The following is a 13,510-nucleotide window of genomic DNA, read 5'->3' on the forward strand; positions in this document are numbered from 1 at the left end:
CTGTAGTACTAGGCGCTCGCCTCGCCGTCGTCGTCGTGCTCCTCGAGGTAGCGCTCGGGCGCGAGCTCCCACCGCTCCGGCGAGCGCCAGAGCTGCGACAGGAGCAGCTCGCGCATCAGGAAGAACTCCTTGGGCAGCCGGTCGTAGAGCCGCTCGAAGAGCTCCCGGTGCGAGCCGAACTCGACCTTCCACGCCTCCCTGTCCACCGCCATGAGCTGGTAGAACTTCTCCTTCGAGAAGCGCTCCATGCCCCGCCACTCGATGTCCTCGTAGCGCGGCATCCAGCCGAGCGGGCTCTCCTCGGCGAAGCCGCGGCCGTGCACGCGATCGACGATCCACTTGAGGACACGCATGTTCTCGCCGAAGCCCGGCCAGAGGAAGTTGCCCTGATCGTCCTTGCGGAACCAGTTCACCGAGAAGATGCGGGGCGGATTGACGATCTGCCGCCCCATCTGCAGCCAGTGGTTGAAGTAATCGCCCATGTGGTAGCCGCAGAACGGCAGCATCGCCATCGGGTCGCGGCGGACCTGGCCGATGGTGCCGGCGGCCGCGGCCGTCATCTCCGAGCCGATCGTCGCCGCCATGTACACGCCGAAGCTCCAGTTGAACGACTGGTACACGAGCGGCACCGTCGTCGCCCGCCGCCCGCCGAAGACGATCGCGCTGATGGGCACCCCGTTCGGGTCGTCCCAGCGCGGGTCGAGCGACGGACACTGCGACGCAGGGGCCGTGAAGCGCGCGTTCGGGTGGGCCGCCTTGCGCCCGCAGTCCGGCGTCCAGGGCTTCCCCTGCCAGTCGATGAGCTCCGGCGGCGGCTCGTCCGTCATCCCCTCCCACCAGACGTCGCCGTCGGGCGTGAGCCCGACGTTCGTGAAGATCGTCCCCTTCCGGATGGTCGCCATCGCGTTCGCGTTCGACTTCTCCGACGTCCCCGGGGCCACGCCGAAATACCCCGCCTCGGGGTTGATCGCGTAGAGCTGCCCGTCCCGCCCGGGCTTCATCCACGCGATGTCGTCGCCCACCGTCGTCACCTTCCAGCCCGCGAACGCCTTCGGCGGGATGAGCATCGCGAAGTTCGTCTTGCCGCACGCGCTCGGGAACGCCGCGGCGACATACGTCTTCTCGCCCTTCGGCGACTCGACGCCCAGGATCAGCATGTGCTCGGCGAGCCACCCCTGCTCCCGGCCGAGCACCGACGCGATGCGCAGCGCAAAGCACTTCTTGCCGAGCAGCGCGTTGCCGCCATAGCCGCTCCCGTACGACCAGATCAGCCGCTCCCCCGGGAAGTGGACGATGTACTTGTGCTCCGCGTTGCACGGCCACGGCACGTCCGCCTGCCCCGGGGCGAGCGGCATGCCGACCGAGTGCAGGCACGGGACGAAATCGCCGTCCCCGAGCACGTCGAGCACCTTGCGCCCCATGCGCGTCATGATCCGCATGCTCGCGGCGACGTACGGCGAGTCGCTGAGCTCCACGCCGATGTGCGAATAGGGCGAGCCCACCGGGCCCATGCTGAACGGGATGACGTAGAGCGTCCGGCCCCGCATCGACCCGGCGAAGAGCCGGCGCAGCGTGGCCTTCATCTCCTGCGGATCGGCCCAGTTGTTCGTGGGGCCGGCGTCCTGCTTGCGGCGGCTGCAGATGAACGTGCGGTCCTCGACCCGCGCCACGTCGCTCGGGTCCGAGCGCGCGAGGTAGCTGTCCGGGCGCTTCTCCGGGTTCAGGCGGATGAGCGTCTCGGCCTTGACCATCTGGTCGCAGAGCGCGTCGTACTCCTCCTTCGAGCCGTCGCACACGTGCACCTTGTCCGGCTGGCACAGGGCGACGACCTCCGCGATCCACTGCCGGAGCTTCTCGTTGGCGATCGACGCGCGGAGCCCGGGGATCGAGACCGGCGGCGGCGGCTCCGAATGGACCGAGTTCTGGCTGCTCTGGCTGGTTGCTACGGACACTGGCGTACCCTCCTGGCTCTCTGGGTCGAGCGGGTCTGCAAGGCGCAGGCCCTGCCCGCCCATGCGTCGATTCTGGCCGAAATGCGCCCGGTTGGCTGCACCGATCCTCCCTGAGCCCGGCCGCCTCGGGGTGTCGCGCGCACCAGGTGCGCCCCGGAGCAAACCGTGCGCTGATCCAGGAGCGCGGGGTCAGCCCACACACGCGCGGCGTGAGAGAGACGAGAGGGGCTACTCTGCGTGCCCGTGGGCCGTCGCGTCGCCCGCGACGGCGAGGACCCGCTCGACCACCGGCGCGTGCAGCGCGAGCAGCCGCGACGGCGCGACGCCCAGGGCCACGGTCAGCGCCAGCAGCGAGAGCAGCGCCGCGCGCTCGCGGAACAGGAGCGGCTCCACCATGGCGGCGCCCTTCGCGCCGCGGGGGAGCGGGCCGAGGAAGGTGCGCTTGAACGCGCGGAACATCGTGATCCCGTTGAGCGCCGTCGCGCCCAGCATCAGCACCGCGAACACGGGGTGGACGTGCAAAACCCCGTGCAGGAGCAGATCCTCGCCGATGAACGTCAGCGCCCCCGGGAGCCCGATCGTCGCGCACGCGAGCAGGAGGAAGAACGCGGCCATGCGCGGCGTCCTCGCCACGAGGCCGCCGAGCTCCCTCACGTCCGCGGTGCCCGTGCGCGCCTCGATCGCCCAGACGACCATCGTCACCCCGGTGACCGCGATCGACAGGGCGAAGCTCTGGAGCAGCGCGCCGCTCAGGCTCTGCGGGGTCATCGACGCGATCCCGAGGAGCACGAGCCCCTTCTGGCTCGCCACGAGGTACCCGATCATGCGGCGGAGATCGGTCTGCGTGAGCGCGAGGACGGCGCCGTGCAGGGCGCTGAAGAGCCCCAGCGCGGCGAGGACCGGCATGTCCTCGGCGCAGCTCTCCGGCAGGAGCGGCACCACCACGCGCACGAGCACGCAGACGCCGACCTGCATCTCCGCGAGCAGCACGGTCACCCCGAGCGGCCCGCGCTCGAGCAGCACCGGCAGCCAGCCGTGGAACGGCACGGCGGCCATGCGCATCAGCACCGAGATGCCGATGAGCGCGAAGAGCGGCGACTGCCACGCCTCCGGGATGCCCGCGCGAGCGACCTCCTGGATGTCGAACGGCGGCGCCGCGCCGCGCCGCGCGGCGAGCGCGGCCATGACGCCGAGCGCCAGGACGAGCGGCGCCGTGCCGCCGATGAGGAAGATGCGGTAGGTGCGCCGGAGGAGCTGATCGGCCGCGCCCCGCCGCGCGATGAGGCGCGCGCCCGGCAGGAACGCGGCGACCCACGCCGCGGCGAGCACCACGAGGTCCGCGGCGCAGTAGACGCCGAGGATGGCGCTGCCGGTGGCGAGCACCGCCGCGAGGCTCCGCCGATCGAGCGCGGCGCGCGGGCCCGCGGCGATCAGGGCGAGCAGCGTGGCGCCGAGCAGCGGGAGCAGGGAGACGCTGAAGCCGTTGAGGACGAGGCGGAGGCGCGTGCCGAGGAGCGGCACGGCGGGGCCGATCGCGTCGACCGCGGCGCCGCCGGCCGCGTGGAACAGCGCGAGCGCGGCGAGCGAGAGCCCGAGGGTGAGCGCCGCGCCGGCGACGGCCACGCGCCGCGCGGCGGCGTCGCTGCGCGCGCAGGAGACCGAGAGCGCGGCGAGCGCCGGCGCGAGGATCGTCGCCGAGAGGATCAGGAACATGCTCATGACCGCGCCCCCTTCGTCTGGGGCGCCGGCGTCGCCGCGCCCGCGCGCTCGCCGCGAGCGCCCGCCTCGACGGCGCGGCCCTCGTCGCGCTCGGCGAGGCCGCTCAGCGCCGCGACCCAGCGGCGCTCGAAGCCGTCGATCACCTGCCCGAGGCGCATGAGCGGCGCCGCGATGAACCGCTGCTGCAGCACCTCCACCTGGAAGCGATCGAGGGAGGCCCAGTACGCGCGCCGCACGAGCGACGCCGGCAGCACGCGGGCGGCGATCGCGAGGTGCGGCAGCGGCTCGCTGGCGTGCGCGGCCCGGATCTCCTGCGCGTCGCGGAGCGCCGCGGGCGCGCGCAGCATCTGCAGGCACCGGAGGCACGCGTGCGCGAAGAGGTGCACCAGCGCGAGCCGGTAGTACCCGAGCCCGATCTCCACGAACATGATCCCGACCTGCGACATCGTCGCGTACGCGAGCGCGCTCTTCACGTCCGCCTGCACCCGGCCCACCAGCGTCCCGTAGACGGCCGTCAGCGCCCCGACGCAGGCCACCACCGCGCTCGCCACGGGCGAGCGCTCGAGCACGGGGGCCGCGCGCAGCATCAGGTACACGCCCGCGTGGATCGAGATCGCGCCGTAGAAGAGCGCGCTCGACGGCGTCGGCCCCTCCATCGCCCGCGGCAGCCAGGTCCCGACGGGGAACTGCGCGCTCTTGCCCATCGCGGCGAAGAACAGGCACAGCGCGAGCGCCGTGGCCCCGGAGGCGCCGATCGCGGCGGCGGACCCGGGCCACGGGGCGCCGCCGAACACCTTGCCGAAGCTGGCCGAGCCGGCGAGCGAGTGCATGAGCACCGCGCCGACGAGCAGCCCCACGTCGCAGAGCCGGTAGGTGATGTAGACGCGCAGCGCCGCCCGCGCCGGCGCCGCGCGCTCGTGGAAGAACGCCACGAGGAGCACGCTCGTCCCGCCGACGAGCTCCCAGCCGGCGAAGAGCAGGTCCATGCTCCCCGCGGACACGAGCGCCAGCATGCCCGCCGAGAACAGGGCGAGCAGCAGGAAGAACCGCGCGAACCCCGGCTCGCGGTGCAGGTACGCGACCGAGAACCTGCCGGTGACGAGCGCGATCAGCGAGACGAGCACCATCATCGTCGTCGACAGCCGGTCGACGAGCAGGACGATGTCGAGGGAGTAGCCCCCGACCCGGAACCAGGACCCGAGCTCCACCGAGAGGAAGGTGTAGGGCGCCACGACGGACGAGCCCCAGGCGACCAGCGAGGCGACGAGCGAGAGCGAGAGCGCCGACAGCACGACGCCCGACACGACGCGCTCGCTCGGCGTGCGCAGGAGGAGCAGGTAGGCGCCGAGCGCCGCGAACGCGACCGCCGGCGAGAGCACGGCGACCGCGGCGAGCCTGCCGAGGAGGATGTCAGGCAGCATGGTAAGAGATCTCCGTCTGGGACCGTGGAAGCGCGGCGCGGACGATGGCGGGCGGGATGAAGCCGCGCTTGCCCGCGTACCAGTCGACGGACCGCTGGACCGCGGGCAGCGGGTGCTCCGGCGGCGTGAACGGCGCGAAGGCGCCGCGGGTGAAGCGCTCGAACCGGCCCGTCGCCGGGTCGATGCAGACGAGCTGGATCCAGCCGTTGACGACGAGCTCGCGGAGCGCCGGCTGCCGCGCGCAGATCGCCGCGGCCGTCGCCGCGCTCGCCTCCACGACGGTGAGCATGCGCACCGGCTCGTGGATCTCGATCATCTGCTTCGGCAGGCCGGTGCGCAGATCGCTCAGCGAGCCGTCCATGACCCCGAGCAGCGAGGCGAGGTTGTGCGGCAGCTTGGTCCCGGCGCCGTAGCGGAGGTTGTCGACGCGGGAGAAGTAGTACTCGAGGTTGATCCCCGCCCCGACCGGACCCGCGGAGAGCAGGACGCGCTCGAGGATCGCCCCGGTCGGGTCCTGGGTCGGGTCGTACGAGACGAGGAACGCCCGGCGGTCGAGGAACATCCCGTGGGTGAGCTCGCGGCGGCCGATCACGCAGACGGCGTTGGTCGCGTGCCCGAGCTCGGGCCGGGCCTCGCTGAGGTCCACGGCGCGCGCCTCGACGTGCGCGAGCGCCTGCTCGGGGCTCAGGCGCTCCGATGCCGACGCGAAGCGGCGGCAGCGCTCGTGCGCGTGCCGCTTGCGCGCCTCGCCGAGGGCCTGCTTGAGCGCCTCGATCTCGCCTCGGTGCGACGCCGGCGCGAGGTGCTCGTCGTAGAAGACGATCTCCTCCGTCGTCGTGTTGTTCATCCCGCCGAGGAAGAAGGTCCCGTCCGGGATGTCGATGCCGCGGCCGCGGAGCAGCGCGCGCACCTCCTGGTCGTTGGCCATGGCGGCGAACAGCCGCGCGTTCGGGCCGCCGTGCCGGCCGCCGCACGCGCCGCAGTCGTACGCGGACTGGTGCGGGTTGTTCACGCTGGACGCGCCGTGGCCGAGCACCGCCACGACCGGCGCGAAGCGGCGGGTGAGCCCCATGATCTCGAGCGTCGCGGCCACCCTCGCGGCCTTCTCGGCGGCCGTGAAGGGCGCCCCTCCGCTGCCCGCCGGAGCCCCCTCCCCGTGCGGGCTGTGGAGGTGGGTCGGCACCGCCGGCAGGAGGCGGCGCTCGAGGGCGCGGCGCAGCCGCGCGAACGCCCTCGGGAACAGGACGCGCCCGACGAGCGGGATCGTGGAGAGGAGCCCCAGGGTCGGCGTGAGCAGGAGGCCGCGCGAGAGGGTCCGGGTCCCGTGCCCGAGCGTGTGGACGAAGCGCGCCCAGCGCCTGCGGCGCGCCTTGCGGAGGTGGAAGGCGCCCTCCTCGCGGGGCCGCTCGACGATCTCGTGCGCGGGCTCGACGCCGACGGGGCAGAGGCTCACGAGGCCGGCGTCGTCGAGCCCGCGGAACCGGATCGGCACGCCGAAGAAGCCGGCGATGCCGAGGGTCTCGTGCCGCGGGGAGAGCTCCTCGAAGTGCCTCCGGAGGCCCTCGCAGCGGTCGTCGATGCACAGGGCGAGCTGGAACCGAGGGGCCAGGACCGCGCGCTCGTACGCCGGGCGGCGCAGGTTCGCCGCGATGCCGTGCAGCACCTCGACCCGGTGGTGATGCTCGTACGCCTCGTGCAGGAGGCGCCGCCGCGTCGTCTCGTCGAACGCCTCGAGCACCTCCAGCGCCCAGACGCGCTCGGCCTGCGGGAGCGCCTCCACCTCGGCGACCGACAGCCCCGCGAGCTGCGCGAGGTGGAACAGGAGGAACGGCCGATCGCTGTCGGGCGAGCGCGGCGGCGGCCCGGCGCGCCTCGCGGCGAGCCGGGCGTGCTCGACGAGCCCCGCGAGGGGCCCCTCGAACCCGAGCCGCCGGCGCGCCACGTCGCGCAGGGCGTACCGGGCGAGGGTCAGGCGCACCGCGAGGTACTCGAGCAGCGACGCGGGCGGCGAGCCGTGCGGCCGGTCGCCCGGGGTGTGCTCGAGCCGGTGGACCATGCCGGCCCAGCCCGGCAGCTCGAGCAGGACCCGCGTCACGTAACCTTCCCAGCGGTCCTCCGCGACGCCGAGCTCGCGCAGGGCGCCGGTGACGACGGCCGCGGGCGACGCGTCCGCCCCGAGCCGGCCGAGCTCCGCGTCGAGCCCGGCGAGGTGCGCGCCCGCCGGCGTCGCGCCCTCCAGCACGAGGCTGCGGAACGCGCGGAAGAGCCCCTGCGCGCGGTCCGGCATCACCCAGTGCGCGACGCCCTCGTCGAGGTAGGCGCCGAGGAGCCGGATGAGGAGCGGATCGATGAGCTCGGCCGGATCTTCCCCCGTGAGCGCGAGCAGCAGATCGCGGTGTGATCGATCGACGCCCACGCGGTCGGCGAGCGGCACCTCGGCGGACGGCGCCGGCGGCAGCGGCACGCGGCGGCACGCGTCCCAGAGGGCGAGCGCGGCGCGGACCTCCAGGTCGTAGCCGCCCTGGGCGACGAGGCGCACGGCGGCCTCGGGGCGCTCGACCAGCCATCGCGCCGTACCGACGAGGATCCGGCGGCGCGGCTCGGACGGGAGGTCGGGCCTCAGCCCGCGCGTCTCTCCCGCCTCGGCGATGCGCCACCGGAGCCCCGCCTCGGTGGCGGCCTCGATGGGAAAGCGCAGCGCGAGGCGCTCGATCTCGTTGCGTGACAGCGGGCCGCGGCGCTCGTCAGGCCGGTCGGCGAAGCGCTCGGCGAGCGCCGCCTCGAGGTCCTGGTCGCCGATCCGGCCCGACGCGATGTGCGCGCGGTACTCCGCCTCGGAGAGGTACGGCTCTGCCCCGAACAGCGCGCTCGCCGCGGCGAGCGCGTCGTGGAACGGCAGGTGCTGAAACGCGTGCAGCGTGTTGTGGTGGACGAACACGCCGATGGGCCCCTGCGATGGCAGGAGGTGACCGGCGTGCTGGAGGGCGATGCGCAGGCGCTCTTCTGGAGCTTCACCTGCGCTGGACTTCGCACTTGGATCGTTCATGTCAATCGTACGTCTCCTGAGTATCGCTCCAAAAAGCGCGGCGCGCACGCGCAGCTTTCGCGCACCTCGCGCAACTCGTGCACCTCGCGCGCGCGCCGTGCGGGCTCAGCGGCTCACCGGCTCACCGGCTCACCGCGGGCGCGAAGGCCACCTTCTTCCGCGCGGAGAGCGGGTGCGACGACATCGGGCCGTGTTCGTCGAGGCCCGACAGCGAGAGCGCCCGCCCCTCGCGCTCGAGCAGGGCCTTGAGGTCGTGCAGGTTGGCCATGACCGTGTGATCGACCAGGCGGGTAGCGGCGAAGTCGATCTCGATGGCAGGGACGTCCCGGTGCCGCGCGAGCCTCCGCTTGATCGAGAGGTAATTGCTGAAGACGGCGGCCTGCTTGACGCGCAGCACGAGCCGTCCGCCCTCGACGTGCTCCTCGATCTCGGGCCGGAAGAGGCTGCGGAGCGGCGCGCCGTGGAGCACGTGGATGAACATCTCCACGGCGATCCCGGCCACGACCCCCACGAGCAGATCGGTCGCGATGGTGATCGCGGCGGTGGCGACGAAGACCGCGAGCTGCTCCTTGCCGATGCGGAACGTCTTCACGAACTCCGTGGGAGACGCGAGGCGGATGCCCGTGAAGGTGAGCATCGCGGCGAGCGCGGCGAGCGGGATGCGGTGGATGAGCCCCGGCGCGAACGCGACGAACAGCAGGAGGAAGGCGCCGTGGAAGAAGTTCGAGAGCCGGCTCCTCGCGCCGTAGCCGATGTTGGCGGAGCTGCGGACGATCTCCGAGATCATGGGCAGCCCGCCGAGCAGGCCCGCGACGAGGTTGCCGGCGCCGGTGGCGAGCAGGTCCCTGTCGAGGTCGGGGCGGCGCTTCTCGGGATCGAGGGAGCCGACCGCCTTCGTGGACAGCAGCGACTCGATGCTTCCCACGAGGGAGAACATCAGGACATACTTCATGGACGCGGGCGTGGCGACCTGGCTGAAGTCCGGAAAGGCGATGGCCTGGGTCAGGTTCCCCGGCAGGGTGACGAGGAACTTCGGCCCGATCGTGTGGACCGAATCCGTCACCGACAGCGTGTACGTGTGCTCGTGCTCGAGATCGAAGACGAACGCGAGCGGTATCGAGGCCGCGAGCACGAGGAGCGGCGCGGGGATCTTCTGCATCCACCGCGTCCTCCTGGCCACCGCCGGATAGCCGAACAGGAGGACGAGCGACAGGACGCCTATCAGGGCGATCTCGGGGTTCATCCGCAGGACGCTCGCCGGGATCTCCAGGAGCAGGTGGAGCGGCGCCTTGGATGTCGGGGTGACGCCGAGGAGCGTGTGGACCTGCTTCGAGCAGATGATGATCCCGATGGCGGCGAGCATGCCGTGCACCACCGAGGAGGGGAAGAAGTCGCCGAGGGTGCCGGCGCGCGCGAGCGCGAAGGCGATCTGCGCCGCGGCGGCGACGACGATGCAGGCGAGCGCGCGGCGGTAGCCTGTCGCGTTGTCCCCGCCGCCGAGCTCCTGCACCGCGCCGAGCGCGATGACGATGAGCCCCGCGGCCGGGCCCTTGATGGTGAGGGGCGCGCTGCCGAGCCAGGTGGCGATGACGCCGCCGACGACGGCGGTAAGCACACCTGCGATGGGGGGGAATCCGCTCGCCATGGCGATGCCGAGGGAGAGCGGGAGAGCGATCAAGAAGACGAGGAACCCTGAGACGAGATCGGACTTCCACGTCGATGGAGCCGGCGCTGTCGGTGCTGGCTCTGGTGGGTCCGGGATGTTTGGCATGGGCATGGCAGTAGTCGTTCTTCGGCAGGACGTGAGTCCCGCCACCTCCGCCCGACCGCTAGGAGACCGAGTGACTGCTTTCCAGCCCCCGGCTCACACAATGTTTCAAAAAGTTTTCGCGAACACCTACACTGTATTATTCTACCGTACGCGCATCGACGAGCGGCCCGGGCGCTGACCGACCGCGGTCCCCGCCTCGTGTCCTGCGATGTCCGACCGGTACAGCGCGGCGCCTGGGTGAGGCCGATCGCGCGCGTCGCGGCTCTCACCGCCCCGGCGGGCGGCTCGTCAGAGCAACCGCACGAGGAGCTGCGCCGCCACGATCTTCACCAGCGTCGCCACCGGGTAGACCGACGCGTACCCCGTGTTCGGCGCATCGCTGCGCGCCTGCTCCAGGCGGAACGCGAGCACCGCGGGCTGCGTCTGGATGCCGGCGAGCATGCCGGTGAGGGTCCTCATCGGGATCCGGAGCAGCCGGTAGCCGACGAGCAGCGTCCCGAACGCGACGACCGCGGTGATGACCGCGCCGCTCCCGATCAGCGCCGCGGCGCCGCCTTGCTGCAGCGTGTGCGCGAACGAGTACCCCGAGCGGGTGCCGACGCCGCTGCGCGCACAACCAACGCGACCAGCGGCGAGCCCCGCCGCGGTCATCCGGCCCGCGCCTCGGGCCGGGGGCGTTGACAGGGATACCGGTCTTTGCTCCCATAGCGAGTTCCCTCGGAGCGGCGCGCGCGTCTGAGGACGGCCGGGGGCATGGTGGGCACGGGTCAAGACAGCTCGGACGCGGAGCCGACCCAGACGGCGATCATGGGCAAGTACCGCCCGATCGCGAAGCTCGGCCGGGGCGGCATGGGCGACGTGTTCCTGGCGATCGCGCGGGGGCCGGGGTCGTTCAACAAGCTCGTCGTCGTCAAGCGCCACCGCGGCGTGGGCGGCGACGGCGAGACGATCGTCACCATGTTCCTCGACGAGGCGAAGCTGTCGGCGCGCCTCAACCACCCGAACATCGTCCAGACCTACGAGGTCGGCGTGGACGATGCCGGCTACTTCACCGTGATGGAGTACCTGGAGGGCCAGCCGCTCAACGCGATCATGAGGGCGGTGGTCCAGGGGGAGCCGGGCGCGGACGGCTTCACGCGCGGCGTCTGGGTCCGCATCGTGGCCGACGTGCTGGGCGGCCTCCATTACGCGCACGAGCTCTGCGATTACGACGGCACGCCGCTCGGCATCGTTCACCGCGACGTCTCCCCGCACAACATCTTCGTCACGTACGACGGCGCGGTGAAGCTGCTCGACTTCGGCATCGCCAAGGCGTCCATCAACACGAACCTCACCGAGACCGGGAAGCTGAAGGGCAAGACGTCCTACATGGCGCCCGAGCAGGCGGCCGACAGCGCGGGGATCGACCGGCGGGCCGACGTCTTCGTGGCCGGGATCGTGCTCTGGGAGCTCCTCACGCGGGAGCGGCTCTTCGGGGGCGACGCCGTGAGCGCGCTCTGGAAGCTCACGGCCGTGGACGAGATCCAGCGGCCTTCGCTCGTCCACCCGGACATCCCGCCGGCGCTCGACGCCATCGTCGCGCGGGCGCTGGAGCGCGACCCGGCGAAGCGGTACGCGACCGCGCAGGAGATGCGCGCGGCGCTCGAGGACTACCTGCGCGGCTCCGGCGAGGACGTCCGGTCCGACGAGATCGGCGCGCGGATGCTGGCCGTGTTCGCGGAGCGCCGCGCCAGCATGCAGCGGCAGATCAAGGCGTACATCGAGCAGGGCGCGGGCCGCCCGAGCGCGATCCTGGAGCCCCGCCTGTCCCGCCCGAGCGCGATCGAGGGCTCGGACGGGCGGCGCCTCCAGGCCCTGACCCCCCTCGATGAGGAGATCGGGCAGCGGACGACGGGGCCGCCGGGCCCCGTGCGCGCCAGGTCCGACTCGACGAGCCTGAAGCCGGCCCTCCGCGCGGCCGGAACGCCGCAGCAGCGCAGCTACCTCATCGGGGCGCTCGGCGTGGCCGCCCTGATCGCGGCGGTGGCGATCTCCGTGCGCCGCCCGGAGGGGCAGGCGCGCTCCGTCGCCCCTGGAGCGGCCGCGCTCGCCGGGTCCGCCGCGGCCGCGGGCGCCCGCTGCACGGGGACGCTCCGCGTCCGGATCACGACGGGCGCCACCGGGATGGCCACCGACATCGCGCCGCCGTACAGCTACGGAGTCTACGATTACCTGCGTCACCTCAACGACAGCCAGGGGGGGATCCGCGGCTGTCCCATCGACGTCGACATGAGGGACGCGCAGTACGACCCGGCGAGGACGGAGGAGGTCATCACGGCGTGGCGGCGGGAGCCTGTGTGGAGCGAGGTCTCCACGCTGTTCATCTTCGGCACCGGGCCGACCACGCGCGTCGCGCCGAAGCTCGCGGAGGAGAAGAAGCTCATCATCCCCGGCTCGTACGCCGGCTCGCTCGCCACGCCGGTGCCGATCTCGGCGGACGTGCCCTACGCCGAGTTCAACGCCCTCGGACAGAGCATCACGGCGACCGAGCACAAGACGAGCCCGGGCTATCCGTACATCTTCTTCCCGGCCACGGACTATTCGACCGCGATCCGCATCGGGGTGAAGGCGGCCTGGAAGATCGCGCCCGGGCGCATCGCGATGGTGCACGACACGATCGACCGGTGTCTTTACTGCGTCGATCCGCTGGCGGCGGGCAAATCGTACGTGGAGCACCTGCCCGGCATGCTGCTCGGCGAGGATCTCGTCGTGCCGCAGACGTCTTCCCTCGAGGACGAGGGGCTCATCGTCGAGGCGGTGACCCGCTATGTAAAGAGAGAGATCGAGAAGAAGCGGGCGGACCCGTCCTACGTCCCGACGAGCTGGTTCTGGGCGGGCAACAGCGTCGTGTCTTCGTCCTTCGTCGGGAAGGGCGCCGCCGCCGCGCAGAGGCTCATCGATCAAGCATTTCCAGGGCAAGCGTTTCCAGGGCAGGCGTTCCCGGGGAAGGCGCGCTGGCAGCTGCGGGTGATGGCGAACAACTGGGGGATCGGCGAGCGGACGCTGTCGATCTGCGGGGCCGACTGCGCCGGTATCTTCTATGGGCTGTTCCCGGTCCCTATTTACGGCGACACGCAGCATTCGAGCGGTATGGCGGAGATGCTGCGGATCCACCGGGCGTACCGGGAGAGGGACGATCACCCGCTCGACCGGTATCAGGACCAGTTCTACGTCCAGGGCCACGCGGCGGCGCTGATGTGGCGCGAGGCCGTCGAGCGGGCTGTCGACGCGGGGCGGGAGCGGCCGACGGGAGAGGACCTGAAGAACGCGCTGGAGTCGTTCCAGAACGTGGTGCTCGACGGGATGACGGCGGGGCCGATCTCGTTCAGCCCGACGGACCATCGGCCTCAGGCGAACGAGTCGGTGTACACGATCCACGCGAGCGGGGACGCGGGGGGCGTGGCGTTCAGGTTCGTGGACCAGTATTCCATCGAGCTCGATCCGAAGTGGCTCGGGTACTGACGCCGTTCCCCGTCCCACGAGGCTTGATACGGACGAAGCTCCACGGTGTGCTCTCCGCCGCGGCCGTCGCTTTCTCTTGACAGCCAAGGCGCTGAGACCG

At 72.0% G+C, this 13,510-nt stretch carries 7 protein-coding genes; 1 reads left to right on the forward strand and 6 read right to left on the reverse strand.

Translation table 11 applies throughout. The features are described from left to right. Positions 1-8 precede the first annotated feature (8 nt). From WMF20_RS24740 to WMF20_RS24765, 6 genes are all read right to left on the reverse strand, one after another. Positions 9-1,952 carry a phosphoenolpyruvate carboxykinase (GTP) gene (locus tag WMF20_RS24740; RefSeq protein ID WP_437617059.1) on the reverse strand — a complete coding sequence of 648 codons (1,944 nt, stop codon included), beginning with the start codon at positions 1,950-1,952 and terminating at the stop codon, positions 9-11. A 228-nt stretch (positions 1,953-2,180) separates the two neighbouring features. Beyond that, the gene (locus WMF20_RS24745) at positions 2,181-3,671 is read right to left on the reverse strand and encodes a complex I subunit 4 family protein (RefSeq protein ID WP_437617060.1); all 1,491 of its coding nucleotides are present in this window, start codon (positions 3,669-3,671) and stop codon (positions 2,181-2,183) included. After that, positions 3,668-5,092: a proton-conducting transporter transmembrane domain-containing protein gene (locus tag WMF20_RS24750; protein WP_437617061.1), complete on the reverse strand. Its 1,425-nt coding sequence runs from the start codon at positions 5,090-5,092 to the stop codon at positions 3,668-3,670. The genes WMF20_RS24745 and WMF20_RS24750 overlap by 4 nt, the downstream gene beginning before the upstream one ends. After that, complete coding sequence (locus WMF20_RS24755; RefSeq protein ID WP_437617062.1) at positions 5,082-8,138, reverse strand: YbcC family protein; 3,057 nt, start codon at positions 8,136-8,138, stop codon at positions 5,082-5,084. Before WMF20_RS24755 ends, WMF20_RS24750 begins: the two co-directional genes overlap by 11 nt. A 121-nt stretch (positions 8,139-8,259) precedes the next feature. Next, positions 8,260-9,915, reverse strand: coding sequence for a SulP family inorganic anion transporter (locus WMF20_RS24760; RefSeq protein ID WP_437617063.1), 1,656 nt, complete (start codon positions 9,913-9,915; stop codon positions 8,260-8,262). A gap of 282 nt (positions 9,916-10,197) precedes the next feature. Beyond that, entirely contained in the window at positions 10,198-10,560 is a 363-nt protein-coding gene (locus tag WMF20_RS24765; RefSeq protein WP_437617064.1) for a hypothetical protein, read from the reverse strand. Between the two features lie 102 nt (positions 10,561-10,662). Here WMF20_RS24765 and WMF20_RS24770 point away from each other — a divergent pair, with 102 nt between their 5' ends. After that, entirely contained in the window at positions 10,663-13,410 is a 2,748-nt protein-coding gene (locus tag WMF20_RS24770; protein WP_437617065.1) for a protein kinase domain-containing protein, read from the forward strand. Positions 13,411-13,510 lie beyond the last annotated feature (100 nt).

Source organism: Sorangium sp. So ce834 (assembly GCF_051521425.1).
Taxonomy (GTDB): domain Bacteria; phylum Myxococcota_A; class Polyangia; order Polyangiales; family Polyangiaceae; genus Sorangium; species Sorangium cellulosum_D.